Source organism: Rhodanobacter thiooxydans (assembly GCF_021545845.1).
Classification (GTDB): Bacteria; Pseudomonadota; Gammaproteobacteria; order Xanthomonadales; family Rhodanobacteraceae; genus Rhodanobacter.
Map to the genome: position 1 here is coordinate 25,090 of NZ_CP088923.1, position 25,142 is coordinate 50,231.

At 68.0% G+C, this 25,142-nt stretch carries 23 protein-coding genes; 16 read left to right on the plus strand and 7 right to left on the minus strand.

Translation table 11 applies throughout. The features are described from left to right. Positions 1-157: 157 nt before the first annotated feature. From LRK53_RS00085 to LRK53_RS00100, 4 genes are all read left to right on the plus strand, one after another. Complete coding sequence (locus LRK53_RS00085) at positions 158-1,540, plus strand: porin family protein (RefSeq protein WP_235642427.1); 1,383 nt, start codon at positions 158-160, stop codon at positions 1,538-1,540. A 160-nt stretch (positions 1,541-1,700) separates the two neighbouring features. Further along, entirely contained in the window at positions 1,701-3,371 is a 1,671-nt protein-coding gene (locus LRK53_RS00090; RefSeq protein ID WP_027491682.1) for an MFS transporter, read from the plus strand. Between the two features lie 127 nt (positions 3,372-3,498). Continuing rightward, positions 3,499-5,172 (plus strand): AMP-binding protein, encoded by a 1,674-nt coding sequence (locus LRK53_RS00095; RefSeq protein ID WP_235642428.1) that lies wholly within the window; start codon positions 3,499-3,501, stop codon positions 5,170-5,172. A 318-nt stretch (positions 5,173-5,490) separates the two neighbouring features. Then, entirely contained in the window at positions 5,491-6,402 is a 912-nt protein-coding gene (locus LRK53_RS00100) for an IS110 family RNA-guided transposase (RefSeq protein ID WP_235642183.1), read from the plus strand. A gap of 33 nt (positions 6,403-6,435) precedes the next feature. Here LRK53_RS00100 and LRK53_RS00105 read toward each other — a convergent pair whose 3' ends face one another. Further along, a complete protein-coding gene (locus LRK53_RS00105; RefSeq protein ID WP_027491704.1) occupies positions 6,436-6,675 on the minus strand; it encodes a hypothetical protein in 240 nt (79 codons plus the stop codon). Between the two features lie 145 nt (positions 6,676-6,820). Here LRK53_RS00105 and LRK53_RS00110 point away from each other — a divergent pair, with 145 nt between their 5' ends. After that, on the plus strand, positions 6,821-7,927 hold the full coding sequence (locus LRK53_RS00110) for a PA0069 family radical SAM protein (RefSeq protein ID WP_235642429.1): 1,107 nt from the start codon (positions 6,821-6,823) through the stop codon (positions 7,925-7,927). Positions 7,928-7,967: 40 nt separating this feature from the next. On the opposite strand, the gene LRK53_RS00115 is transcribed toward LRK53_RS00110, so the two are convergent. From LRK53_RS00115 to LRK53_RS00140, 6 genes are all read right to left on the minus strand, one after another. Then, complete coding sequence (locus tag LRK53_RS00115) at positions 7,968-9,443, minus strand: hypothetical protein (RefSeq protein WP_027491685.1); 1,476 nt, start codon at positions 9,441-9,443, stop codon at positions 7,968-7,970. Continuing rightward, a complete protein-coding gene (locus LRK53_RS00120; protein WP_027491686.1) occupies positions 9,440-10,333 on the minus strand; it encodes an ABC transporter ATP-binding protein in 894 nt (297 codons plus the stop codon). The genes LRK53_RS00115 and LRK53_RS00120 overlap by 4 nt, the downstream gene beginning before the upstream one ends. A 1-nt stretch (position 10,334) precedes the next feature. Continuing rightward, complete coding sequence (locus tag LRK53_RS00125) at positions 10,335-10,718, minus strand: GntR family transcriptional regulator (protein WP_027491687.1); 384 nt, start codon at positions 10,716-10,718, stop codon at positions 10,335-10,337. A 92-nt stretch (positions 10,719-10,810) separates the two neighbouring features. Then, positions 10,811-12,883, minus strand: a complete 2,073-nt coding sequence (locus LRK53_RS00130; RefSeq protein ID WP_235642430.1) for an alpha/beta hydrolase family protein — start codon at positions 12,881-12,883, stop codon at positions 10,811-10,813. Between the two features lie 84 nt (positions 12,884-12,967). Next, on the minus strand, positions 12,968-13,876 hold the full coding sequence (locus LRK53_RS00135) for a patatin-like phospholipase family protein (protein ID WP_027491511.1): 909 nt from the start codon (positions 13,874-13,876) through the stop codon (positions 12,968-12,970). Positions 13,877-14,014: 138 nt separating this feature from the next. Continuing rightward, positions 14,015-15,046: a class 1 fructose-bisphosphatase gene (locus LRK53_RS00140; protein WP_027491512.1), complete on the minus strand. Its 1,032-nt coding sequence runs from the start codon at positions 15,044-15,046 to the stop codon at positions 14,015-14,017. A gap of 153 nt (positions 15,047-15,199) precedes the next feature. Between LRK53_RS00140 and LRK53_RS00145 the strand changes: the two genes are divergently transcribed. The 11 genes from LRK53_RS00145 to LRK53_RS00195 all read left to right on the plus strand — a co-directional run bounded on the left by LRK53_RS00145 (position 15,200) and on the right by LRK53_RS00195 (position 24,847). Next, on the plus strand, positions 15,200-15,811 hold the full coding sequence (locus LRK53_RS00145) for a DJ-1/PfpI family protein (RefSeq protein WP_027491513.1): 612 nt from the start codon (positions 15,200-15,202) through the stop codon (positions 15,809-15,811). A 10-nt stretch (positions 15,812-15,821) separates the two neighbouring features. Then, positions 15,822-16,010 carry a hypothetical protein gene (locus tag LRK53_RS00150; RefSeq protein ID WP_027491514.1) on the plus strand — a complete coding sequence of 63 codons (189 nt, stop codon included), beginning with the start codon at positions 15,822-15,824 and terminating at the stop codon, positions 16,008-16,010. Beyond that, positions 16,007-16,411, plus strand: a complete 405-nt coding sequence (locus LRK53_RS00155; RefSeq protein ID WP_027491515.1) for a GFA family protein — start codon at positions 16,007-16,009, stop codon at positions 16,409-16,411. Before LRK53_RS00150 ends, LRK53_RS00155 begins: the two co-directional genes overlap by 4 nt. 101 nt (positions 16,412-16,512) lie before the next feature. After that, complete coding sequence (locus tag LRK53_RS00160; protein WP_027491516.1) at positions 16,513-17,217, plus strand: helix-turn-helix transcriptional regulator; 705 nt, start codon at positions 16,513-16,515, stop codon at positions 17,215-17,217. Between the two features lie 103 nt (positions 17,218-17,320). Beyond that, positions 17,321-17,935 (plus strand): ParB-like protein, encoded by a 615-nt coding sequence (locus LRK53_RS00165; RefSeq protein WP_027491517.1) that lies wholly within the window; start codon positions 17,321-17,323, stop codon positions 17,933-17,935. Beyond that, positions 17,932-19,593, plus strand: coding sequence for a SulP family inorganic anion transporter (locus tag LRK53_RS00170; RefSeq protein WP_027491518.1), 1,662 nt, complete (start codon positions 17,932-17,934; stop codon positions 19,591-19,593). The genes LRK53_RS00165 and LRK53_RS00170 overlap by 4 nt, the downstream gene beginning before the upstream one ends. 2 nt (positions 19,594-19,595) lie before the next feature. Then, positions 19,596-21,380, plus strand: a complete 1,785-nt coding sequence (locus LRK53_RS00175) for a DUF885 domain-containing protein (RefSeq protein ID WP_037088887.1) — start codon at positions 19,596-19,598, stop codon at positions 21,378-21,380. Between the two features lie 76 nt (positions 21,381-21,456). After that, positions 21,457-21,867: an MbcA/ParS/Xre antitoxin family protein gene (locus tag LRK53_RS00180; protein WP_027491520.1), complete on the plus strand. Its 411-nt coding sequence runs from the start codon at positions 21,457-21,459 to the stop codon at positions 21,865-21,867. A 202-nt stretch (positions 21,868-22,069) separates the two neighbouring features. Continuing rightward, positions 22,070-22,759, plus strand: a complete 690-nt coding sequence (locus LRK53_RS00185) for an RES family NAD+ phosphorylase (RefSeq protein ID WP_027491521.1) — start codon at positions 22,070-22,072, stop codon at positions 22,757-22,759. 30 nt (positions 22,760-22,789) lie between these two features. After that, the gene (locus LRK53_RS00190) at positions 22,790-23,485 is read left to right on the plus strand and encodes an SGNH/GDSL hydrolase family protein (RefSeq protein WP_027491522.1); all 696 of its coding nucleotides are present in this window, start codon (positions 22,790-22,792) and stop codon (positions 23,483-23,485) included. 306 nt (positions 23,486-23,791) lie between these two features. Further along, positions 23,792-24,847 (plus strand): type II glyceraldehyde-3-phosphate dehydrogenase, encoded by a 1,056-nt coding sequence (locus LRK53_RS00195; protein WP_027491523.1) that lies wholly within the window; start codon positions 23,792-23,794, stop codon positions 24,845-24,847. The last annotated feature ends 295 nt before the right edge of the window (positions 24,848-25,142 follow it).

A 25,142-nucleotide genomic window follows, 5' to 3' on the forward strand; every position in this document is an offset into this window, starting at 1 on the left:
CTCGAAGTGCCGGGATTCGGGATGGAGGATTCGGGATACGCCAAAAGCGCCCGCAGTCCGGATTCCACTGAAACCCGCTTCCGACAAGCCTTCAAAAACAGCCGATGGAGTTGCCGACGAGCAGCCCATCCCATCGAACCTCTGGGGAGACGCACGCATGAGCCAACGACCTACCCATCGTTATTCCGCGCTTGCCTTGAGCATGGCTTGCGCGCTGATGCTTCCGCTGGCCGGCCACGCGCAGAACAACGCGCGCGAGCAGCAACTCGAACAGCGCGTGGCGCAGCTCGAGCAGCAGTTGAACGAGTTGAAGGCAATGATCCAGGCGCAGAAGGCTGCGCCCGCCCAGCCCGCGTCGCAGACGGTGCCTGCGCAGAACGTGGCGGCGGCCCCGGCGACACCGGTGTTCAGCAGCGCGCCGGGCGTGTCGGTGGCGCTGCACGGCTTCGTCAGCGCCAGCGCATTCAGCCAGAACAGGAGCTTCACCTACGGCAACGGCCAGAACGCGCTGTTCCCGATTCCCGGCTCGAAGGGCTCGCTGTCCGGCGTCGACGTGCGCAACACGCGCTTCTGGCTCGACTTCAAGGGCGCCAAGTTCGCCGGCAACTGGAGCGGCGGCGGGCGCATCGAGATGGACTTGTTCGGCGGCTTCAACGGCACCGGCGCGTACAGCCAGCAGCAGCCGAACCCGCGCCTGCGCCAGGCCTACATGGACCTGACCAACCCGGAGACCGGCACCACGGTGCGCATCGGCCAGCAGTGGGACCTGATGTTCCCGGTCGACGGCTCGCCCACCTCGCTGGCGCACATCGCATTCCCGCTCGGCTTCGGCTCCGGTTATGGCGGCTGGCGCTTCCCTGGCGTGGTGGTGATGCAGGACCTCAATCACGGCAGCACCGGCGCACAGTGGCGGCTGGATGTGGGCGCGTTCGAAGGCACCTGGAACGGACCCGGCAACAACGTCAACTACCTCACCGCAGGCAGCGCTGGTTTCCGCCCGCAGGTGGAGGCACGCTTGCACGTGCAGGACAAGACCTGGCTGGCATACTTCGCCGCGCACTACAGCAAGGTCGATCTGCGCGGCGTGGGCGGCACCGCGCCGACGCCGATCAAGTCCGACGTCAAGAGCGTCGGCTACGAGATCGGCGGCCAGTGGAAGCCCGGCCCGTGGACATTCAAGGGGCTGGCCTACGCCGGCAATGGCCTCGGCGAGATCTTCGGCGCGATGTCGCAGTTCGGCGACATCAGCGAACGCGGCGGCTTCGTGCAGGCGGGTTACAGCTTCACGCCGAACTGGAGCCTGTACGCGTTCTACGCCTACAACAAACCCGACACCAAGGACGTGATCGCCTGGATGGGCCACGGCTCGACCGGCTTGCTGCGCAACCGGCAGGCGGCGCTGAGCCTGCAGTACACCGCCGGGTCGTATGACCTCAGCGCCGAATGGATGCACAACAAGCTCGACTCCACCAGCAACGGCGTGGATCGCAAGACCACCACCGGCAACCAGTTCAGCCTCAACGCGCTTTATCGCTTCTGAAAGTCGCGGCGGCGTGCCACGTGCACGCCGCCGCTGATCACCTCCCGTCGCATCGGGAGCATGACGGGGTGCGGTCCGGTAGGAGGGACGAATCGCATCTCCCCATTTCTCCCCAGGCTTCCTGGGAGAGGCATCTCACTATCTCGGGAGGGGAAACACCATGGCCACAACAGCCATCGACGCCATTGGCGGCAATGCCAGCGGCAAGCTCGACGTCAGCCACAAGCGGGTGATCCTGGCGTCCAGCCTGGGCACCGTGTTCGAGTGGTACGACTTCTACCTGTACGGCTCGCTCGCCGTGATCATCGGCCACCAGTTCTTCTCGGGGTTGAATGAAGCGAGCCAGCTGGTGTTCGCCCTGCTCGCGTTCGCCGCCGGCTTCGCGGTGCGTCCGTTCGGTGCGCTGGTGTTCGGCCGGGTCGGTGACCTGGTTGGGCGCAAGTACACCTTCCTGATCACCATTGTGATCATGGGCCTGTCCACCTTCTTCGTCGGCCTGCTGCCCAGTTACGGCTCGATCGGCGTGGCGGCGCCGGTGATCCTGATCGCGCTGCGCATGCTGCAGGGCCTGGCGCTGGGCGGCGAGTACGGCGGTGCCGCCACCTACGTGGCCGAGCATGCCCCGCCGGGCAAGCGCGGCCTGTACACCAGCTTCATCCAGATCACCGCCACCTTCGGCCTGTTCCTGTCGCTGCTGGTGATCCTGGGCTGCAAGTGGCTGCTCGGCGACAAGTTCAACGACTGGGGCTGGCGCATCCCGTTCCTGCTGTCCTCGCTGCTGCTGGCGGTCTCGGTGTACATCCGCATGCAGCTGGCGGAGTCGCCGGTGTTCGAGCAGATGAAGGAAGAGGGCAAGACCTCGAAGGCGCCGCTGACCGAGTCGTTCGCGCGCTGGGGCAACCTCAAGCTGGTGATCCTGGCCCTGCTCGGCGCCACCGCCGGCCAGGCCGTGGTGTGGTACTGCGGCCAGTTCTACGCGATGTACTTCCTCGGCAGCACGCTGAAGATCGACGCCACCACCACCCAGTTGCTGATCGCCGCGGCACTGCTGATTGGCACGCCGTTCTTTGTGTTCTTCGGCTGGCTGTCGGACAAGATCGGCCGTAAGCCGGTGGTGCTGGCCGGCTGCCTGCTCGCCGCGCTGACCTACTTCCCGATCTTCAAGGGGCTCACCCACTACGGCAATCCGGCGATCGAGGCGGCCAGCGTGGCAGCGCCGGTCAAGGTGCAGGCCGATCCCGCCGGCTGCAGCGTGCAGATCGACCTGATCGGCAAGAAGGTGTTCACCAGCTCCTGCGACGTGGCCAAGAGCTATCTGGCCAAGCGCGGCGTACCGTACGAGAACGTGGCCGCGGCGCCGGGCACGGTGGCGGTGGTCTCGGTTGGCGGTCAGAACTTCACCGCCTTCGAGGGCGGCGCGCTGGCCAAGGCGGACTTCACCGCACAGAGCAAGGCGTTCGGCGACAGCGTGGGCAAGGCGCTGGCTGCCGCCGGTTATCCGGCCAAGGCCGACCCGGCGCAGACCAACACGCCCATGCTGGTGGTGCTGCTGACCTTGCTGGTGATCTACGTGACCATGGTCTACGGGCCGATCGCCGCGTGGCTGGTGGAGATGTTCCCCACCCGCATCCGCTACACCTCGATGAGCCTGCCGTACCACATCGGCAACGGCTGGTTCGGCGGCTTCCTGCCCTCGGTGTCGTTCGGCATCGTGGCGGCCACCGGTAATTTCTACGCCGGCCTGTGGTACCCGGTGGCGATTGCGGCGATGACCTTCGTGATCGGCACGCTGTTCGTGCGCGAGACCAAGGACGTCGACCTCAGCGACTGAGGGCGGTCGCTGGGACGCGAGGAACGCAGCGGCGCCAGCCGCTGCGTTTTTCTTTGGCCGCGACGACCGGCGGCGCCGCTATGCTGGTGTCCGCGCGGCACGCCAGAAAGACCCGAGGAGATCGCGCATGAGCGAGGCACCGAGCTACGTCCATGGCGCCAGCGCGCAGCCGCTGCTGGGCGACACCGTGGGTTCACTGATCGACCGCATCGCCGCTGCGCATCCCGGGCGGCCGGCACTGGTGGTGCGCGCGCAGGGTGTGCGCCTGAGCTATCGCGAGTTCCATGCCGAAGTGGAACGCGTCGCCGCCGGCCTGCTCGCACTGGGCCTGGTGCGCGGCGACCGCGTCGGCATCTGGTCGCCGAACCGGGCCGAATGGGTGCTGCTGCAGTTTGCCGCGCCGAAGGCCGGGCTGGTGCTGGTCAACATCAATCCGGCCTATCGCCTGCACGAGCTGGAGTACTCGCTGAACAAGGTGGGTTGCTGCGCGCTGGTGCTGCCGCGCCACTTCAAGACCTCGCACTACCTGGACATCCTCGCCGAGCTGGCGCCGGAACTGGCAGTCAGCGCGCCCGGCCAATTGCGCTCGGCGCGACTGCCGACGCTGCGCGAGGTGATCGTGCTCGACGACGAACCGGCGCCCGGCACGCGCCGCTGGCGGGAGCTGGCGGAACGCGGCGACGCCGCGGCACTGGCGCATCTGCACGCGGCGGAGCACGAGCTGGGTTTCGACGACCCGGTCAACATCCAGTTCACCTCCGGCACCACCGGCGCGCCGAAGGGCGCCACGCTGACCCACCACAACATCGTCAACAACGGCTGGTTCATCGGCGAGGCGATGCGCCTCACCGAGCACGACCGATTGTGCATCCCGGTGCCGTTCTACCACTGCTTCGGCATGGTGCTGGGCAACCTCGCCTGCGTCACCCACGGCGCTTGCATGGTGATCCCGGGCGAGGGTTTCGACGCGCTGGCCACGCTGGAAACCGTGGCCGCGGAGAAGTGCACCGGCTTGCATGGCGTGCCGACAATGTTCATTGCCGAACTGGAGCACCCGCGCTTCGCCGAGTTCGACCTGTCGACCCTGCGTACCGGCATCATGGCCGGCTCGCCGTGCCCGATCGAGGTGATGCGGCGGGTGGTCGACGAAATGCACCTGGGCGAGATCACCATTGCCTACGGCATGACCGAGACCAGCCCGGTCAGCTTCCAGACCGTGCCGGACGACCCGCTGGAGCGCCGGGTGGACAGCGTGGGGCGAGTCCATCCGCAGCTGGAGGTGAAACTGGTCGACGAGCGCGGGCGCATCGTGCCGCGCGGCACCCTGGGCGAGCTGTGCACGCGCGGTTATTCGGTGATGCTGGGTTACTGGGAAGACACCGAACGCACTCGCGAGGTGATCGACGAGGCGCGCTGGATGCACACCGGCGACCTCGCCACGTTGGACGACGATGGCTATTGCCGCATCGTGGGCCGGCTCAAGGACATGATCATCCGCGGCGGCGAGAACATCTCCCCGCGCGAGATCGAGGAGTTCCTCTACACCTATCCGAAGGTGCTCGACGTGCAGGTGTTCGGCGTGCCCGATGCGAAGTTCGGCGAGCAGGTCTGCGCGTGGATCCGCCTGCGCGAAGGCAGCGAGGCCAGCGTGGCCGAGATCCAGGATTACTGCTGCCACCACCTCGCCTACTACAAGGTGCCGCATTACGTGCGCTTCGTCGACGCGTTCCCGATGACGGTGACCGGCAAGGTGCAGAAGTATCTGATGCGCGAGGCGATGGTCGCGGAATTGGGCCTGTAGGAGCGCACCCTGTGCGCGATGTTCTTCGTCACGTGACCGAAAAGCATCGCGCACAGGGTGCGCTTGTATGTTTGGTCCCGGCAAGCGAGAAAGAGCTTGCCGGGGTGGAGGGACCAGGTTCGCATCTGGCCAAAGGCACAGACGGTAGGAGACTTCGTCTCGCCCCTCACCACCAGCGCCAATAAGGAATCTATCGGCCTTTGGGACCGACGATTTGTGGCAAGCCAGCGCAGGTGAGTTCCCGGCAAGCGCCCTGAAAGCTACCCGGGAGAACCCCTCATGGCAATGCATGTTGAAGCTCGATTGATTGGCGCCGATGTGGCCAAGGCGGAGCTGGTGATTCGCCAGTCCTGGTCGTCGGATGTGGTGAAGTTGAGCAATGAACGCAAGGCGATCGACCGCTACCTCAAGACGCTGGCCGGCCCCGTGTGCCTGGCGGTGGAAGCGACCAACGTCTTTCACGTCCTGCTGGTCGAGCGGGCTCACGCGTTGGGGCATTCGATCTACGTGATTGATGGCCTGCGGCTGAAGCGCTACCGCGAAAGCATCGGCGGACGAGCCAAGACCGATGCGTCGGACGCCGCCTTGCTATTGCGCTACCTCACGCATGAAAAGAGCGATCTGCGGGCGTGGACCCCGCCGCCAGCGGGCTATGCCACGGTCCAGCGTCTACTGCGCCGTCGCGCCGTGCTGGTTCAGGCACAAACGACCTTGCGTCAGAGCCTGCAATGCCTGCCGGAGCTAAAGACCTCCACGCGCGCCATGCTGGCCAAGATGGCCCACCTGCAGCACCTCATCGACCAACGCGTGCAGAAGGCACTGCTGCATCAAGGCTGGAACGCCGACGCACGACGCTGTGAGGGGATCGAGGGGATCGGCCCCGTCACCGCCGCCGCCCTGACCCTGATCTTCCACCGCGGCGCCTTCAAGAGCGCCGATGCCTACATCGCCTTCATCGGCATGGACGTCCGTGTCCGCGAGTCAGGCACCTTCAGCGGACGACGCAAGCTGACCAAGAAAGGGGACCCGGAACTGCGCCGGTTGCTTTACATGGCCGCCATGACCGCTTGTCGATCGTCCACCTGGAAACCCTTCTACGAGCGTGCCATGGCACGTGGCTTGACCCGCATCCAGGCGCTGGTCGCGCTCGGACGCAAACTCGCACGTATCGCCTTCGCGCTGCTCAAAAACCAGTCCAACTACCGCGCCAAGGCGCATCAGATGGCTTGACCAACAACATAGAATCTCCTACCCGTCGCGCGCTTATCGAGCCAGGCGATCGTGCTTCAGCGGGTCTTTGCCCTCGCGCAGCCGCTTCAGGTCGTACTCGGACAGGCTGTCCCCGCGCGCGTTGCCGGCGATGCGCACCTGCACGAAGGCCAGCGTGGTGGCGAAGACGCCGGCCAGTCCGACCAACAGCCAGAAGCCCCAGGCGCCGGCGCCCTGGCGGGTGAAGCACAGCGCGAACGCGAATACGGTGGAGGCGAGCAACAGCCAGCGCATGAGATAGGCCTCGACAGGTCGAAGCGCCACCGGCGGCGGCGGATGGCCGCATCTTAGCGTCGCCGCGTTGCGCCGGGTGCGCGGCCCGTCACGCCCGCGCCAGGATGTCGCGACGGCTGAGACCCCGTGGCGCGACACTGCGCCGATGGACGAGCTGCCGCCATCGTCATCGCTTCCCACCGTCCGCGTGCACAAGGGTCGCGGCGCCGCCTCCAATCCGGAGGGCCGCTTCGAATCGATCCGCCACCACGCCGAGGACGACGGTTGGCAAAGCGCGCTGCTGGATGAAGCTGCCCCGCGCCCGCGCACGGAGGTCACCGAGGAACGCGCGAAGAGCGTGATCACCCGCAACGACTCGCCCGACATCGCCTTCGAGCAGGCGCTGAATCCGTATCGCGGCTGCGAGCACGGATGTGTTTATTGTTTCGCACGACCCAGCCACGGCTATCTCAATCTCTCGCCCGGGCTGGACTTCGAAACGAAGATCCGCGCCAAGGGCAACCTCGCCGAAGTGCTGCGCACCGAACTGGCGAAATCCGGCTACAGCCCGAAGCCGATCAACATCGGCAGCAACACCGACCCCTACCAGCCGATCGAGAAGAAGTGGCGGCTCACCCGCGCCGCATTGGAAGTGCTGGCCGAGTGCCGCCACCCCTGCACCCTCGTCACCAAGAACGCGCTGGTGGAACGCGACCTCGACATCCTGGCGGAGATGGCGCGCGCGAACCTCGTGCAGGTCTTCGTCTCGGTCAACTCGCTGGATAACCAGCTGGCCGCCAAGCTCGAACCGCGCGCCAGCGCGCCGCACCGCCGCCTCAAGACCGTCGCCGCGCTGGCCGACGCCGGCGTGCCGGTGGGCGTGCTGGTGGCGCCGATCATCCCGGCGCTCAACGACAGGGACATGGAAGCCGTGCTTGAACGCGCCCACGCCGCCGGCGCTCGCTGCGCCGGCTACACCGTGCTGCGCCTGCCGTGGGAGCTGAAAGCATTGTTCCGCGAATGGCTCGCCCTGCACGCCCCGCAGCGCGCCGAGCACGTGATGAGCCTGGTGCAGCAGATGAACGGCGGCCGCGACTACGACTCGGACTTCCGCACCCGCATGCGCGGCCAGGGCGTGTTCGCCGACCTGCTGCGCAAGCGCTTCGAGCTCGCCTGCCGCAAGCACGGTCTCGGCCGCGCCCGCGAGCTGCAACTTGACACTTCGCGCTTCGTGCCGCCGCGCAAGCCGTCGCCGCAGGGGGAACTGTTCTGATCCACGCGATGGACGCCTGGACGTCCATCCGCGGCGGGCTTCAGGGCCGGGCAAGGAACGGGTGAGGCAGCTTCCGCAGCCCGTGCCAGCCCCGCCAACCCAGCCACAGCAAGGCCGCCCCAAACAGCAGCCAGGCCAGCACCAATGGCGGCAGCGTGCTTGCCGCGCTGGCTACCGGGCGGCTGCCCCAGGCCATCGTCGGCAGCACCAGGCTGAGCAGGGTCAGCGCGAATGCGATCGCCAGCAGCGCGCCGGCGCTCCATATCGACAGCGCGCGTCCGCCGAGCAGGTTGAGCAGGGCGGCCACGGTGATCGCGGTCGAACCGAGCTGGGTCAGCAGCAGGAATGACAGCATTGCAGCATGGTCGTGCCAGAACACCATGCCGAGGCCGATCAGCGCCAGCGTCAGCGCATGCAGCAGCAGCGGCAGGCCGAACACGGCGCGCAGTAACTGGCGGCGAAGCTGGCTGCGGTCGCCCAGCCCGGGCAGCAGGGCCAGCAGCGGGAGTTCGCCGTTCGCCCGCTGCCAGCGCTTGCCCAGCCACAGCAGGCTGAGCGCACTGATCATCGGTCCGGCCAGTGCGCCGAACATGGCGAGGATGCCGATCAGGCTGCCTTGCAGCAGCTCCACGTTGTTGCGGTCATGCCGGCCGAGATAGCCGAGCAGCAGGATCAGCAGCACGGGCGTTGCGCCGATCGCCAGGCTGATTCCCAGCTGCCGCACGTAGCTGGGCACGCTTTGCGGCAGGTACCAGCCGCCCAGCGCCACCCGCAAGGCGCGGCGCGGCCGGGCCGGGCCGGCGCCGTCGAGATCGATGCTGGGCCGCAGCCAGTCCGGCCGCTGGCGCAGCCGCTGTGACGAGCCGATCTGCCCCCAGTAACCCCAGCTGCCGCTGCGGTATTGCAGCACCATTGGCGAGGTCCAGCCGCCGGGTTGGCCGTCGCTCGTACGCAGCAATCGCTGCCAGCGCCAAGCAATCAGCAGCAGCAGCATCGGGATCAGCAGCAACAGCGCCCCGACCATGCGCGGGTCGGTGAGCCCGGGCAGCGCGAAGTGGCGCCAGAGCTGGTTCAGCAGCGAGGGGGTCAGGCCGATCATCACGGCGAGATAGCGTGGCGTCAGCGCGAACAGCAGTCCGCCGGTGCCCGCCACGGCCAGCAGCGCGAACGCCGGCAGCAGCGGCTGTCCGACCGAGGCCAGCACGGCCAGCGGCAGGGCGAGGCCGAGCGCGCCGTACAGCAACACGCTGGCAGGGATCAGCCGCTGCACGCCGGGCACGCGCAACAGCCGGGCGTCGATCCCCAGCAGCAGGCCGAGCGGCAGGAAGAACGTGCACAGGAAGAACAGGCCGACGCCATACAGCATGGTGGCGCCAAGCCAGGCTCTCGGTCCATCGCCGAACAGGGCGATCGCCAGCGCGCCGCCGCAGCACAGCGCGAAGATCAGCACGGTCATCCAGCGCAGCGAACGGTGTCCCGCGTACCAGGGGAGCTGCAACAGACGTACGGGATTCATTCGGCGATCTCCACGAACAGATCCTCCAGGCCCAGCGCATCAATGCGGGCACCGGTCAGGTTGGCGGCTTCCGGCCAGCGGCCGTCGGCATCGCGTTCCACCACCAGGCTGAGGCTGCCATCGTCATGCCGGCGCCGGCTGAGGCTGGCTTGCGGAGCGGCGGCGCTCATCCGCGCCGGCAGCCATAGCCGGGCGTAGCGTTCCTTGCTGTCGTCCACGCCGCAGCGGAACAGCAGTTTGCCGCGGTGCAGGAAGGCCACGTCCGAGGCGGCGCGTTCCAGGTCCGACACGATATGGGTGGAGAACAGCACGGTGGCGCCGGACTCGCCGGCGCGCAGCGCCACTTCGCGCAGCAGTTCACGGCGGGCGACCGGGTCGAGCGCGGCAGCCGGTTCGTCCAGCACCAGCAGCTCCGGCTGCGAGGCCAGTGCGCGGATCAGGTCCACGCGCTGGCGTTCGCCCGGTGACAGCTTGGCCAGCAGCTTGTCGACCGGGATCTGCCAGCGCTCCAGCGTATGCCGCACGAATGCCGCGTCCCAGCGCGGGTAGAAGCGGCCGACGAAATCGAGCATCTGCCGCGCGCTGAGCCAGGCGAGCGCCTCCGGCTGCTGCGGCACATAGCCGATACGCGCCTTGGTTTCGTCGCCCAGTCGCAGCGCCGGCGCGCCGAATACGCGCGCCTCACCGGCCTGCGGCTGCAGCAGGCCCAGCATGATGCGGATCAGCGTGGATTTGCCGGCACCGTTGCGGCCGACCAGGCCGAGCACACTACCCGGCTGCAACGCAAGGTCGACGCCGTCGAGGGCCTGGCTGCCGCCGTAACTGTGGTGCAGGCCGTGCACGGCCAACGGGACGATGGCGGATTCCGTTTCGCGAAGCATGGCGTTCATCTCAATCTCCCAGCAGTTTGGTCAGCCGCCGCAGCACCGGCTCGGCTGGCAGTTCGAGTTCATGGGCATGGCGAGCCAGCGCCTGCAGCTGTGGTTCGAGCAGGGCGAGGCGCTGGTGTTCGGTCTGGCCGGCACGGCGCGTGGCGGCCACGGCCATGCCCTTGCCGCGCAGGCGTTCGAGCAGACCTTCGCCTTCGGCGATGCCGTAGGCACGCGACACCGTCATCGGGTTGATCACATGGAACGCAGCCACCTCGCGTACCGACGGCAGCAGTTCGCCGGGCGTCAGCTGACCACCGGCGATCAGCCGGCGCAGCTGCTCGACGATCTGCCGATAGATCGGCTCGCTGGCGGCGGGTTGTATGTTGAGCAATGATGCATCCATGTGTATCAGTACAGCAATACACATGAATGCTGTCAAGCGTGACGGTCGGCGCGGGGCAACACGGCGCGGTCGTGCCGGGGGTCAGCCCGCCGTCATTCCGACGCCGGAAGGTACTTTCCAAACCAGTCCAGTGCGCGCTGCAGCACATCGCGCTGGTGGATGGGGTCGACGAAGTGGTGGCCTTCGTTGGGGTAGACCACCAGCGAGGTGGGCACGCCCTGCGCGCGCAGCGCGTGCCACATCTCGAACGACTGCGGCGCGGGGCATTCGGCGTCGCGGTCGCCGACCACGATCAGCATCGGCGTCCTCACCTGCTTGATGAGGTTGATCGCCGAGCTCTTCGCGTACACCGCCGGGTCGTCGTACACGCTGGCGCCGAAGAACGGCGGCATCCACTGGTCGATCAGGTTCTGGCCGTAGTAGCTCTGCCAGTTGGCGATGCCGGCGCCGGCCACCACGGCGCGGAAGCGCTGGGTCTGGGTGGGTGCGAACATGCTCATGAAGCCGCCGTAGCTCCAGCCGGTAAGGCCGAGCCGGTGGTCATCGACGGGCACCTTCTTCTCCACCGCGTCGACCCCGGCGAGGATGTCGCGCAGGTCGCCGTAACCGAAGTCCTTGCGGTTCGCCTGCACGTACTGCTCGCCCTGGCCGAAGCTGCCGCGCGGGTTCGGCATGAACACGAAGTAGCCCAGTGCGGACAGTGGCGCGCCGCCGTAACCGATGCCCGGCCAGCGCGGGATCACCGCGCTCGACGGGCCGCCGTGCACCACCACGATCATCGGGTAGCGCTTCTTCGCGTCGTAGTTCGCCGGATACAACAGCCAGCCCTGCACGTGGAAACCTTCGTTGTTCCACTCCACCGACTCGGCCTTGCCCCACGATGGCTTGAGCCCGGCGTTGAACGAGGTCACCGCCGGCGGCGGTGCATCACGCAGCGCGCCGGCATGCACTTCGCTGGCGGTGGCGTACGAGTTCTGCACGAACGCGATGCGCGTGAGGTCGGCCGACAGCGACATCGCCATCGACGCGCTGCCGTCGCCGATGCTGGCCGGCACGGTGAAATGCACGCGCTGCTGCTCGGCGCGCGTGGCCGACACGGCGTAATCGGCCAGCTGGCTCCGGCCGTTGTCGACCTGGCTGACCAGCATCGCCTGCGGTGAAGTCCAGCGCAGCCAGCTCGGCGTGAGCTTGATGTCGGGCGTGAGGTCGACCAGCGCGCCGCCGCCAGCCGGCACCGCATAGATGTCGCCGCCGGTGGCGCCCTGGTCGCTCATCAGGCCGCCGATGAAGGCGATCCGCGAAGCATCCGGCGACCAGCGCGGCAGCGCGATCTGCAGACCATGCAGCGAGCCGCTGGCGGTGCTGGCCGGATCGACCAGCACGCTGGCGGCGGCATCGGCCTGCGCGCCCTGTACATAGAGCTTGGCGATCCACCAGTTGTTGTCGCCCGGTGGCGGCGCTGCGGTGTAGGCAATGCGCGAGCCATCCGGCGACCAGTCGAACTCGTACGCGTACAGGCTGGCCGGGGTCAGTTCGCGCAGTGCGCCGCTGGCCACGTCGAGGCTGGCCACGCGCTGCACTTCCACGCCGTTCACGCCGATCTCGCCGGCCGCCGGCTTGGCCGCGGCCACCGCGTTGGCGCGGCGGGTGGCGCCGGGCACGTAGAGGAAGCCGAGCGACTTGCCGTCGGCCGTCCACTGCAGCGCATGCGCGTAGCCGGCGAGCTTGGCCAGCGGCCTGGGCGAACCGTTGCCCGCGCTGTCGCCGTGGCCGGCGTCCGCCACGAAGACGGTGTTCTGCATCGCCTTGGTGCTGGTCAGGTCGACGCTGCAGTTGGAGATGAAGGCGAGGCGCCGCGAATCGGGCGCCCAGGCGATGCCGGATTCGGCGCATGCGCCCGGCTTGCTGGCGGCGCTCACGCGGCGCGCGTGGCGACCGTCGGCAGCCGCCACCTCGATCGCCGGCTTGCCTTCGCGCCGGATCACCCACGCCAGCCGTTGGCCGTCCGGCGAGATCGCCACCGCCTGGATCGCCTGCGCCTTGCCCAGCTCGGCCAGTACCTGCTCGATGCGCGGATCGACCGCGGGCGCAGCGGCGAAGGCCGGCGATGCCAGCGCGAAGGCCAGCAGCGACAGGGGCGGGATCAGGCGCGCAGGTTTCGGCATGGGGGGGTCCGGCGGGGGAACCCCGACGCTACAACCGCGGCATCGCATGCGCCAAGTGCGACACGACATGGCCCTCGGCGGCGTTCAGTGCGTGGCGGCGGCCGCCTGACGCGTCGCCGCCAGCGCGGCAAGCTTGGCGCGGATCGCGGGAATCGCTGCCAGCGCGGCCTTCTCGCCGGCCAGGATGGCCTGGTTCTTCTGCTCGAAATCGGTGGGGCCGATGCGGGCGAGGTCGGGGCGGATCACCACGTCGGCGCGCGCGCTTTCCTGCGCGGCCAGCTGCCGGCCCATGATGGTGAGCGACTGGCCGACGATGTTCATCATGCCTTGCGGGTTGTTGCCGTCGGGCGCGGCGGAGATGTCCACCGCGATCACGAAGTCAGCGCCGAGCTGGCGCGCCGCATCGACCGGAATCGGGCTGACCACGCCGCCGTCGACGTAGTGCTTGCCGTGGATCTCGACCGGCTCGAACACGCCGGGGATGCTGGACGAGGCGCGCACCGCGCGGCCGGTGTTGCCACGCACGAACACCGCGCGCTGGCCGGTTTCCAGCTCGGTGGCGACCGCGGCGAACGGCAGCCTAAGCTGCTCGATCGGCTGCTTGTGCAACAGCTGGTTGACGTAGTCCTGCAGCGCCTGGCCCTGCACCAGGCCGCCGGAGAACAGCCGCACGTCGCGAATCTTCGCCTCGTCCAGGCCGAACGCGGTCTGCTGCAGCGCGAACGCATCCATGCCGCTGGCGTACAGCGCGCCGACCACGCTGCCGGCGCTGGTGCCGGCGACCACGTCCGGATGGATACCGCTGGCTTCCAGCATCTTGATCACGCCGATGTGCGCAAAGCCCTTGGCCGCGCCGCCACCGAGGGCGAGGCCGATCTTCAGCTTCACCGGTGCGGGTGGTACGACCGGCGGCGGCACGGGTTTCGCCGCGTGCGTGCAGGCGCTCAGTGCGAGCGTGGCAAGCAGCGGCAGGAGCAGGCGGCGGAAGGGCATGGGTATCGGTGTCGATCTTGGTTGGTCTCCTCCCCCTGCAACGCAGGGGGAGGTCGGGAGGGGGTGCTTTTGACGTTGGGGCGAAGAGCGACCCCACCCCAACCCTCCCCTGCGGCGCAGGGGAGGGAGCAGGAAGCGTCAGCCCAGCGCGCCGTCGGCCTCCAGGTGGTAGTGCGTGGCCACTTCCACTTCGGCCTTCGAGCCGAGGAACACCGGCACGCGCTGGTGTAGGCCGCCTGGTTGCAGCTCCATGATGCGGCTGCGGCCGGTGGTGGCGGCGCCGCCGGCCTGCTCGATGATGAAGGCCATCGGGTTGGCTTCGTACATGATGCGCAGCTTGCCGCCCTGCTTCTCGATCTTGGCGTCCAGCGGGTAATAGAACACGCCGCCGCGGGTCACGATGCGATGCACGTCGGCCACCATCGAGGCGACCCAGCGCATGTTGAAATCCTTGCCGCGCGGGCCTTCCTTGCCGGCCAGCAGCTCGCCGATGTAGCGCTGCATCGGTGCCTGCCAGTGGCGCTGGTTCGACATGTTGATGGCGAACTCGGCGGTCTCGACCGGAATGCGGATGTCGCGCCGGCTCAAGATGAAGCTGCCCACCTCGCGGTCCAGCGTGAACTCGTGGGTGCCGAAGCCGAACGTCAACACCAGCACGGTGGACGGCCCGTACACCACGTAGCCGGCGGCCAGCTGGGTGGTGCCCGGCTGCAGGAAGTGTTCGGCCTTCGGTTCGGTGACGCCGTCCGGGCAGCGCAGCACCGAGAAGATGGTGCCGACCGAGATGTTCACGTCGATGTTCGAGCTGCCGTCCAGCGGATCGAACAGCAGCAGGTGCTTGCCCTTCGGGTAACCGTCGGGGATCTGTTGCGGGTCTTCCATTTCCTCCGAGGCGCAGGCGGCGAGGTGGCCGCCCCAGGCGTTCGCCTCCAAGAGGATCTCGTTGGAGATCACGTCCAGCTTCTTCTGTGCCTCGCCCTGGATATTCATGCTGATGGAATCAGCGGTGCCGGCCATGCCCAGCACACCGCCCAGCGCGCCCTTGCCGGTGGCCACGCCGATGCGCTTGCAGGCGCGCGCGACCACTTCGATCAGCAGCGAAAGTTCGGCGTTGATGTGGCCGGCGCGGCGTTCCTCGATCAGGAACTGGATCAGCGAGACGGGTTTCATGTCGGGTCCATGGCAAGAGGAAGCGCCATTGTCCGGGCTGCGGCTGAACAGTGCCAGCCTGGCGCCCCGCGTGCCCGCATCCGGCCCGGCTGCTGACATCACGTTGGCAGCAAGGGGCGGGCAAGCTGTACCTCCATAGCGGAGGGACACGACATGCGCGACATGGTTTATTTCCTGGTGTTCGACGGCTTTGCCGACTGGCAGGCCGCGCTGGCGCTGTGCGAGATCCGCCGCCCCGGCGACTGGCAGGTGCAGGCGGTGGGCTTCTCGATGGCGCCGGTGGTCTCGATGGGCGGCCTCACCGTGCAGCCTGAGCTGTCGCTGGACCAGCTCGATCTGAAGCGTGCGGCCCTGCTGATCGTGCCCGGCGGCCACCTGTGGCAGCGCGGCGAGGGCGCCGAGGCGGTGGCGGCGATCCGCCGGCTGTACACCGCCGGCGCGCCGGTGGCGGCGATCGACAGCGGCGTGCTGGCGCTGGCCCGCAGCGGCCTGCTCGACCGCTGCCGGCATACCGGCAACTGGGCCGGACACATCGACGGCCACGTGCCGGCCTACGCCGGCGCGGAGCAGTACGACGCCGGCGTGCTGGCGGTCAGCGACGGCGGCGTGATCAGCGCCAGCCACCTGGGCAGCGTGGAGTTCGCCCGCGAGGTGATCCGCACGCTGGACCTGTACAGCCCCAGCGACCGCGAACACTGGTACCGCCTGTTCAAGCATGCGCAGCCGCTGCCGTGGTGTGTCGGCGAAGCCGTGGCGATGGCATGAGGAGCCCGTCATGAAACCGATGCTGAAAACCCTGCTGATGGCCTACCGCCCGCTCTATCTGAACGGCCTGCTGCTGGATGGGCAGTACAAGCTGCCCAGGGCGGCGCCGGCGGGCGTGGCCACCGCTCCGCGTGCGCGCCGGCATGCCGTGCTTGCCGCACTGACCGCCATCATCCTCCACCCCCGGAGCAAGCGATGACCAGGACCTACCACGGCAGCTGCCACTGCGGCGCCGTACGCTACGAAGCCGACCTCGATCTCGCCGCCGGCGCCGGTCGCTGCAACTGCTCGATCTGTACCAAGACGCGCCACTGGGGCGTGCTCATCAAGCCCGACGCGTTCCGCCTGCTGGCCGGCGAGGAGGCACTGTCGGACTACCAGTTCAACACCCGCAGCGCGCACCACCTGTTCTGCCGGCACTGCGGCGTGCGTTCGTTCGGTCGCGGCCATATCGAAGAGATTGGCGGCGACTACGTGTCGATCAACCTGGCCTGCCTCGACGACGTCGAACCGCAGGAGCTGATCGACGCGCCGCTGCGCTTCTCCGACGGCCGCCACGACAACTGGATGTCGCCACCGGCCGAAACGCGGCATCTCTGAAGCCGTCGTCTCGAGACCACATGCGCAATGCAGCTGTGCGGTTGCTACGACCATGACTTGCGACGCAGGCGCGGCGACGCGCCTGGGGGCATTATGCGCGGATGCGCCGCGCCGATCGCCTGTTCCTCATCATCCACGCCCTGCGCGGCCGGCGCACCGCGCTGCAGGCGCGCTCGCTCGCGCAGACGCTGGGCGTGTCGCTGCGCACCGTGTACCGCGACGTCGCCGACCTGCAGTTGTCCGGCGTGCCGATCGAGGGCGAGGCCGGCGTCGGCTATGTGCTGCGCAAGGGTTCGGACATCCCGCCACTGATGTTCACCGCGAACGAGCTCGAGGCGCTGGTGGTCGGCACGCGGTTCGTGCAGGCCTTCGCCGGCGACAAGCTGGCCGGCGACGCCCGCGCGGCGCTGTTGAAGATCGAGGCGGTGCTGCCGCCGGAACTGCGCGAGCGCGCCGCGCGCACACGCATCTATGCGCCGGTCTGGCGCGACGAGTACAAGCTGGCGTTCGCCGCTCGCATCGACCGCCTGCATGCGGCCATCGAGGCGCGCCTGGTGTTGCAGATGACCTACAGCGATGAAGGCGGCAACGTCAGCCGGCGCGAGGTCGAGCCGCTGTGCCTGGCCTTCTGGGGCGGCAAGTGGACGCTCGGCACGTGGTGCCGGCTGCGCGAGAATTTCCGCAACTTCCGTCCCGACCGCATCGACGAACTCACCGAGACCGGCGAGAGGTTCGACGACCGGGTGGGCCATGATCTGGATGCCTACCTGCAATCGATGCGCGGCTACTACGCCGGCATGGAATAGCCGTCCGTTGGCACAGAAACTTGCGTGCCGCAGCCGGCTCTTATCGGCCCGGCCCGGCTCGGGTACGCTCGGCGGCACGGCATCTGTCCGGAGGAGTCGCACCATGTCGTCAGGCCTGCATCACCCGTTGTTGTCGATCGCCCCGGCCAAGCTGCGGCCGACCCAGCTCACCGTGGGCCGGGCCGAGGTCGCGGGCAAGCGCGCGGAATGGGAAAAGCTCGGCCGGAAGAGGCGCAAGGAGCTGATCCAGGCGCACTGGTTTCCCGGTGTGCTGGGGCCGAAACAGCGCGTCTACATCGTCGACCACCATCACCTCGGGCTGGCCTTGCTGGAAGAGGGGGTGAACAGCGTGCCGGTGATGATCCAGCGCGATTTCTCCTGGCTGGAGCCGGACGTGTTCTGGCGCACGATGGAATTCAACCGCTGGGCGCATCCGTACGACCAGCACGGCACCCGCACCGACTACACCGCGATCCCGGCCAGCCTGGCTGACATGGCCGACGACCCCTACCGCACCCTCGCCGCGCGCGTGCGCACGGCTGGCGGCTGCGCGAAGGACGCCACGCCGTACGCGGAGTTCCTGTGGGCGGATTTCTACCGCCGCCGCCTCAAGCTGCCCGGCGGCAAGGTCGGCGCGAAGGCGCTGCAGCAGGCCCTGCTGCTGGCGCACAGCCATGACACGGCGTACCTGCCGGGCTGGAGCGGGCTGATCGAATGAAACTGGGCCCGGCACCTGCGTCCGCGGCGGGTTCCACCTTCGGCGTCGATGTCCTGGCCGGCGTGTCGATCGCCGGCCTGCTGCTGCCCGAGGCGGTGGCGTACGCCGGCATCGCCGGGCTGCCACCGCAGGCCGGCGTGATCGGCCTGTTCGCCGGCCTGGCCTGTTACGGCCTGATCGGTCGCAGCCGCTTCGCCGTCGTCTCGGCGACCTCGTCCTCGGCGGCGGTGCTGGCAGCGGCGACGCTGGCGCTGGCCGGCGGCGACGGCACGCAGCGCCTCGCTACCGCGGCGATGCTGGTGGTGCTGGCGGGTGGCAGCTTCCTGCTTGCCGGGGCGGCCCGGCTGGGCGCGTTGTCGAACCTGATCGCGCGGCCGGTGCTGCGCGGCTACGCGTTCGGCCTGGCCTGGGTGATCGCGGTGAAGCAGTTGCCGCACGTGTTCGGGGTGTCCACCCGGCACGGCGATGTGGCGCGGGTGCTGGTCGAGCTGGTCGAACAGTTCCGGCAGTGGCAGCCGGCTGCGATCGCCGCAGGTGCGGCTGCCCTCGGCTTGCTGTTCCTGTGCGGCCGGGTACGGCGCCTGCCGGGCAGCCTGCTGGCGATCGTGCTCGGCATCGCCGCTTCCGGCTGGCTGGCTGGGCAGGGCGTGGCGCTGGTCGGGCCAGTACATCTGGCCCTGGCATGGACGGCGCCGGCATGGCCGGAGTCGTCGCAGTGGCTGCCGAACGTCGAGCTGGCGGCGGCGCTGATGCTGATCCTGTATGCCGAGTCGTACAGCGCCATCCGCAGTTTTGCCTTGAAGCATGGCGATCCGGTGCAGCCGAACCGCGACCTGGTCGCGCTCGGCGTGGCCAATATCGTCTCGGGCCTGTTCCACGGCATGCCGGTCGGCGCGGGCTACTCGGCCACCTCGGCGAACGAGGCGGCCGGCGCGCAGTCGCGGCTGGCCGGACTGGTGGCGGCGGTCACCGTGCTGCTGCTGGTGCTGCTGTTCCTGCGCTGGATCGAGCGCATCCCCGAGCCGGTGCTGGCGGCGATCGTGATCCACGCGGTGAGCAAGTCGTGGCGGCTGGCGGTGTTCCGGCCGTACCTGCAATGGCGGCGCGACCGGCTGGTGGCGCTGGCCGCAGTGCTGGCGGTGCTCGCCCTGGGCGTGCTGGATGGCCTGCTGTTCGCGATCGCGTTCAGCCTGCTGCTGTTGCTGCGCCAGCTGGCGACTCCGCGCATCAGCGTGCTCGGCCGCCTCGCCGACAGCCACGACTTCATCGACACGAAGCAGCACCGGGCGGCGCGCGAGCAGCCCGGCATGGTGATTCTGCGGCCGGAGGAACCGCTGTTCTTCGCCAACGCGGAGCCGACGCTGGCGCTGGCGCGCGAGCGAATCGGCGAGCGCGACGGGATCCGCGTGGTGGTGCTGAGCCTGGAGGAATCGCCGGACCTGGACGGCACCGCCGTGGAGGCGCTGGCGGATTTCGCCGTCTGGCTGCAGACTCGTGGGATCGCGCTGCGCGTGGCACGATTGAAGGATGCTGTGCATGCGCTGCTGCTGCGCGCGGCACTGCCCCAGCTGCCGCCCGCGGCGCTGGCCTACTGGAGCGTGGAGGATGCGGCGAAGCCGCCCGCCGCGCCGTCACCGGCGGAAGGAACGGTTTCGTGAGCATGGCAACAAGAGTGGCGTGGCTGGGCCTGGGCGCACTGGTTCTGGTGACGCCGGCATGGGCCGGGCAGGACGCGGCGGCGCGCTTCAGGCAGATCTACCAGCAGGAATGGAGCTGGCGCAGCGCGCAGTCCGGCGTGCTTGCCTCCGGCGAGGTGCAGCCAAACGGTGGCCGGCTGGACAACGTCGATGCGGCCGGCCAGCGGCACCGGCTCGACCGCTGGCAGAAGGTGCTGGAGCGACTCGACGCGATCGATCCACGGCAGCTGTCCGCCGAAGACCAGGTCAACTACGCCGTGTACCGCGCGCAGATCGGCAACCTGCTCGCCGCGCAGCGGTTCAAGGCGTGGCAGATGCCGTTCAACAGCGACTCCGCGTTCTGGTCCGACATCGGCTACGTGCTGGGGGGCGACCGCCTGCGCACGGTCGACGACTACCGGCGCTACCTCGACCGGCTGGAGCAGATCCCGGCCTACTTCGACCAGCAGATCGCGAACATGCGCGCGGGCCTCAAGCGCGGCTTCAGCGTGCCGCGGGCGGTGCTTGGCGGCCGTGACGCGTCGATTGCCGCGGTGGCCGAACTGAAGGACCCGACCCAGAGCAGCTTCTATGCGCCGTTCAGGCGATTGCCGGCGTCGATTCCCGCCGACCAGGCGCAGGCCTTGCAGGGCCGGGCGCTGCAGCGCATCCGTGACGAGGTGATCCCCGCCTACGCGAAGCTGCTGGCGTTCTTCCGCAACGAATACGTGCCGCAGGCGCGCACCACGTTGGCGGCGGAGGCGCTGCCCGACGGCAAGGCCTACTATCGCCAGCAGATCCGCGAGTACACCACGCTCGAGCTCGATCCGGACGACATCCACCGCATCGGCCTCGACCAGGTGGCGAAGATCCACGCACGGATGCTGGAGGTGATGCAGGACACCGGCTTCAAGGGCAGCTTTGCCGACTTCCTGAAGTTCCTGCGCACCGACCCGCAGTTCCATGCGAAGACGCCGGAAGAGCTGCTGATGCGCAGCGCCTGGGTGGCCAAGCAGGTGGACGGCCAGATGCCGCGCTACTTCGGTCACCTGCCGCGCGCGCACTTCACCATCAAGCCGGTGCCGGCCGACATCGCGCCCTACTACACCTCCGGCCGCGGCGGCGCGGACACCTACCTGGTCAACACCTACGACCTGAAGTCGCGGCCGCTGTTCAACGTGCCGGCGCTGACCCTGCACGAGAGCTATCCCGGCCACGCGCTGCAGCTGGAACTGGCCGACGAGCAGCGCGACCAGCCCGCGTTCCGCCGCAACGGCTACATCTCCGCCTACGGCGAAGGCTGGGGGCTGTACTCGGAATACCTCGGCAACGAGATGGGCATCTACCACACGCCGTACGAACGCTTCGGCTACCTCAGCTACCAGATGTGGCGCGCCTGCCGGCTGGTGGTCGACACCGGCGTGCATCACCTGGGCTGGACGCGCCAGCAGGCGATCGACTATCTGACCGAAAACACCGCGCTGTCCGCGCGCGAGATCGCCAACGAGGTGGACCGCTACATCAGCTGGCCGGGCCAGGCACTGTCGTACGAGCTGGGCTACCTGAAGCTGCGCGAGCTGCGCGCGAAGGCGGAGCAGGCGCTGGGCGCGAAGTTCGACCTGCGCCACTTCCACGACACCGTGCTCGCGCTGGGTTCGGTGCCGCTGCCGGTACTGCAGCAGCGCATCGACCGCTTCATCGCCGACGGTGGCCCGGAGCCGGACTACGCGTGCGACTGCGCGAAGGCAAAGGGCGCTCCGGCGCGCTGAACCGCGGGGACCGGTCGTTGGCTTTGCTGTATCTGTGGAGTATTATTTGAAATAACTTCACAGGGAGAGTCGTCTCATGGCTGCCCACCCGACCCGCATCGCCGAAGCCGCGCCCCGCTACGCGCCGCCGGACACGCTCGCCGACCCGGCGCTGCGCGCGTTCTTCAGGCTCGTCGAACACTGGCGACTGCGCATCGCCGACCAGCGCCGCCTGCTCGGCGATCCGCCCGAATCCACCTTCTACAAGTGGAAGCGCCAGCAGGGCGGCGCCCTGGGGCGCGACACGCTGGAGCGGATCAGCTACCTGCTCGGCATCTGGAAGTCGCTGCAGATCCTGTTCCCCGACCCGGCCCAGGCCGATGCCTGGTTGCACAAGCCGAACACGGCGTCGCTGTTCGGCGGCCATTCCGCGCTGGAGCGCATGTTGTCCGGCAACGTGGCCGACCTCTACGTGGTGCGTCAGTACCTGGATGCGCAGCGCGAGTGAAGCGTCGCGGCGACGGGCGTCGCGGCGAGCGAGACGATGCTGCCTGCTCTGCTCTTCCTACTGCAAGGCAGGGGGAGGTCGGCGACCGGAGGGAGTCCTTCAGGTGAGGGGGCAATGCTCTTGATCTTCCATCAGGATCAAGAGCGACCCCACCCCAACCCTCCCCTGCTTCGCAGGGGAGGGAGCACATTCTGGAACCCAGATGCCAAATGAGCTGCCACCTCTCAAGCGTATCCGCTGGAGCCAGGCCTTTCGCATCGTGCCCAGCCGCTTTCCGCCGGTCGGGGTGTACGACCGCATCGCCGATCCGGCCGATCTCGATGCGCTGTTCGCGATCGAGGCGCTGACCAACCCGCGCCTGCGCGAGGAAGCCGGCGCGTTGAAGCTGGTGCCAAAGGAGCACCGCATCAGCGGACCGGGCGCCACCCCGGTGATGGCCGCGTTCACCCATCTCAACCCCGAAGGTAGCCGCTTCTCCGACGGCACGTGGGGCGTGTTCTATGCCGCGCACAGCGTTGCCACCGCGGTCGAGGAAACCGCGTACCACCGCGAGCGCTTCCTTGCCGCCACCGCTGAGCCGGTCTGCGACATCGAGATGCGCTGCTACCGCACCAGCGTCGACAGTAAGCTGCACGATATCCGTGGCGGCTGGGCCGCGGCGCACGATCCCGCCAGCTATGCCGCCAGCGTGGCGCTGGCGCGCGAACTGCGCGACGCAGGCTCCAACGGCATCGTCTACGACAGCGCCCGCCATCGCGGCGGCGAATGCCTGGCCGCATTCCAGCCCGATGTGGTGGCGCCGTGCACGCAGGCGCAACACCTGGTCTATCGCTGGGACGGCACGCGCATCGCGCAGGTGCTGGCGGTATCGGAGCTGGCGCGGCCACGCTAGCCTGTGGACGGACAAGCCCGAGGTGAGCCGATGAAGACCCTGCGCAACCTGCTGCTGTTCCTGCTGCTGTGGCCGTTGCTGGCGGCGGCGCGCGACAACCGTGAGAACGACCACGCGCAGTGGAACGCGGAGATCGCAGCGTTCCAGGCCGCGGATCGGGCACATCCGCCGGCGCCGGGCGCGGTGCTGTTCATCGGCAGCTCGTCGATCCGTATGTGGACCTCGCTGGCGGCGTACTTTCCTGAGGCGCACACGCTCAACCGCGGCTTCGGCGGCTCGCAGATCGCCGACAGCACCTACTTCGCCGACCGCATCGTGGCGCCGTACCACCCACGGGCTATCGTGATGTATGCCGGCGACAACGACCTCGAGGCCGGCCGCCGCCCGCAGCAGGTGCACGATGACTTCGCCGCCTTCGTGCGCAAGGCGCGCTCATATGACCCCGGCGTGTCGATCGCCTTCATCGCGATCAAGCCGAGCGTGGCGCGCAAGGCGCTATTGCCGAAGATCCGCGAGGCGAATGCACTGGTGCGCGACTGGGCGGCCACGCAGCGGCAGGTGGCGTACCTCGACATCTTCACGCCGATGCTCGGCAAGGATAGCCAGCCGCGGGACAAATGGTTCGCCCAGGACGGCCTGCACATGAACCGCACAGGCTACGAGCTGTGGATCGGCATTGTGCGGCCGTGGGTGGATGCGCACGGGCGCCGAGCGAGTCGGCAGTAGTCGGTGCCGGCTGCTCGGCGGAGAACACGTACAACACACATAAGGACACCAGCCTGTTTTGAAAGCTTGTAGCGGTTGGGTGAATCGCCCTCTGCCGAAAAGCGTTGACCACCTGGGTCCATGTCGCAGCCTGAAGGCAGGCGGTATCCATCACCACACCATTGGGATCGAACAGGAGTCGGCGCACCGGGGATTCTTTCCAGGATTTTCACATCGGGTTGAAGCCTCGATTCGGGCGGCGGTGTATGGTTTCCAGAATCAGTGAGGCCGACACGCGTAGCCCTGAAAGAAAGCAAGGAGGAGCAGATGAACACGACCAGCAAGCCCCGGGTGGCAGTCAACGGTTACGGCGTCATCGGCAAGCGTGTAGCCGAGGCGGTCGCCCGGCAGGACGATATGGAGCTTGTCGGCGTGTGCGACATCGGCACCGATTGGCGGTCTCGTATGGCCACCCACAAGGGGTTTCGTCTTTTCGGGGCCGGCACCGAGCACGTGCAGGCGATGCGCGATGCAGGTCTCGACGTCGCAGGGACCCTGGACGACCTGCTCGGGGCGGCTGACCTGGTGGTCGACTGCACGCCGAAGGGAGTTGCGTCGAAGAACGTCGACCTTTACCGGAAGAGAGGGATCAAGTTCATTGTCCAGGGCGGCGAGAAGCACGACGTCACAGGCCACTCCTTCGTCGCCGAGTCGAACTATGACAGCGCCCTCGGCCGGGACAGCACCCGTGTCGTGTCCTGCAACACGACTTCGATCGTTCGCACCCTGACGGCCTTGAAGCGAGCAGGGCTACTGCGCCGCGCGCGCGGTACGCTGCTTCGCCGCGCCACCGATCCATGGGAAAGCCATAAGGGCGGGATCATGAACACGCTGGTACCCGAACGCGAGATCCCAAGCCATCAGGGGCCGGATGCAAAGAGCGTCGACCCGGAACTCGACGTCATCACGATGGCGGTCAAGGTCCCGGAAACCCTCGCACACCTGCACTACTGGTCGGTGCAGATGACCCGCAAGGCCGGAAAGGAGGAGGTGCTGGATGCCTTCCGTGCAGTCTCGCGTATTGCCCTCATCCGCATGGATGAGGGGCTGACCGCGCTCAACACCGTCAAGGAGCTCATGATCGACCTTGGCCGACCGTACGAGAATCTCTACGAAGTGGCGCTCTGGAGCGATATGTTGCGGGTCGAGGGCGACGAGCTCTTCTATGCCTACATGGTCGACAATCAGAGCATCGTGATCCCCGAGACCATCGACGCCATCCGAGCGCTCACCGGCGCCATCCGAGAAGCTCGCCAATCCATCGCAAAGACCGACAGGGCGCTCGGAATCGGCCTGGTCACCGACGCGCTGGCGCGGCCATGAAGGGATCAATCGACAGTCTTGTTGGTCAGCCCGTTTTTGGCGCGCACGCGCATCGCCAGCTATTCGCTGGAGATGGTGATTCGGCCCGGGATGCGTACGTTCTTCGACGCGGCTTGGTGTTCGGGCTACGGTCCGGTGATGCGTCGATCTGGACGTTGCCCTCGCCAGCAGGGACGGGAGATTGATGATGGCCGCCGGGTCGATGTCCGGGCCAGGGGATACGTTTCCCGGGGCATGGTCACCTTCCTAAGGCATGCCTAAAGTGGGTCGCCATCTAGACGGCGACCGAGCTGAT

Coding starts and splice junctions, on each gene's coding strand:
- LRK53_RS00140 (WP_027491512.1), bottom strand. CDS start 15,046: ATGAAACCCGTCTCGCTGATCCAGTTCCTGATCGAGGAACGCCGCGCC.
- LRK53_RS00105 (WP_027491704.1), bottom strand. CDS start 6,675: ATGCGCTGGCTGTTGCTCGCCTCCACCGTATTCGCGTTCGCGCTGTGC.
- LRK53_RS00085 (WP_235642427.1), top strand. CDS start 158: ATGAGCCAACGACCTACCCATCGTTATTCCGCGCTTGCCTTGAGCATG.
- LRK53_RS00145 (WP_027491513.1), top strand. CDS start 15,200: ATGCGCGACATGGTTTATTTCCTGGTGTTCGACGGCTTTGCCGACTGG.
- LRK53_RS00115 (WP_027491685.1), bottom strand. CDS start 9,443: ATGAATCCCGTACGTCTGTTGCAGCTCCCCTGGTACGCGGGACACCGT.
- LRK53_RS00095 (WP_235642428.1), top strand. CDS start 3,499: ATGAGCGAGGCACCGAGCTACGTCCATGGCGCCAGCGCGCAGCCGCTG.
- LRK53_RS00135 (WP_027491511.1), bottom strand. CDS start 13,876: ATGCCCTTCCGCCGCCTGCTCCTGCCGCTGCTTGCCACGCTCGCACTG.
- LRK53_RS00110 (WP_235642429.1), top strand. CDS start 6,821: ATGGACGAGCTGCCGCCATCGTCATCGCTTCCCACCGTCCGCGTGCAC.
- LRK53_RS00120 (WP_027491686.1), bottom strand. CDS start 10,333: ATGAACGCCATGCTTCGCGAAACGGAATCCGCCATCGTCCCGTTGGCC.
- LRK53_RS00190 (WP_027491522.1), top strand. CDS start 22,790: ATGAAGACCCTGCGCAACCTGCTGCTGTTCCTGCTGCTGTGGCCGTTG.
- LRK53_RS00180 (WP_027491520.1), top strand. CDS start 21,457: ATGGCTGCCCACCCGACCCGCATCGCCGAAGCCGCGCCCCGCTACGCG.
- LRK53_RS00175 (WP_037088887.1), top strand. CDS start 19,596: ATGGCAACAAGAGTGGCGTGGCTGGGCCTGGGCGCACTGGTTCTGGTG.
- LRK53_RS00090 (WP_027491682.1), top strand. CDS start 1,701: ATGGCCACAACAGCCATCGACGCCATTGGCGGCAATGCCAGCGGCAAG.
- LRK53_RS00160 (WP_027491516.1), top strand. CDS start 16,513: ATGCGCCGCGCCGATCGCCTGTTCCTCATCATCCACGCCCTGCGCGGC.
- LRK53_RS00130 (WP_235642430.1), bottom strand. CDS start 12,883: ATGCCGAAACCTGCGCGCCTGATCCCGCCCCTGTCGCTGCTGGCCTTC.
- LRK53_RS00150 (WP_027491514.1), top strand. CDS start 15,822: ATGAAACCGATGCTGAAAACCCTGCTGATGGCCTACCGCCCGCTCTAT.
- LRK53_RS00125 (WP_027491687.1), bottom strand. CDS start 10,718: ATGGATGCATCATTGCTCAACATACAACCCGCCGCCAGCGAGCCGATC.
- LRK53_RS00195 (WP_027491523.1), top strand. CDS start 23,792: ATGAACACGACCAGCAAGCCCCGGGTGGCAGTCAACGGTTACGGCGTC.
- LRK53_RS00185 (WP_027491521.1), top strand. CDS start 22,070: ATGCCAAATGAGCTGCCACCTCTCAAGCGTATCCGCTGGAGCCAGGCC.
- LRK53_RS00165 (WP_027491517.1), top strand. CDS start 17,321: ATGTCGTCAGGCCTGCATCACCCGTTGTTGTCGATCGCCCCGGCCAAG.
- LRK53_RS00170 (WP_027491518.1), top strand. CDS start 17,932: ATGAAACTGGGCCCGGCACCTGCGTCCGCGGCGGGTTCCACCTTCGGC.
- LRK53_RS00155 (WP_027491515.1), top strand. CDS start 16,007: ATGACCAGGACCTACCACGGCAGCTGCCACTGCGGCGCCGTACGCTAC.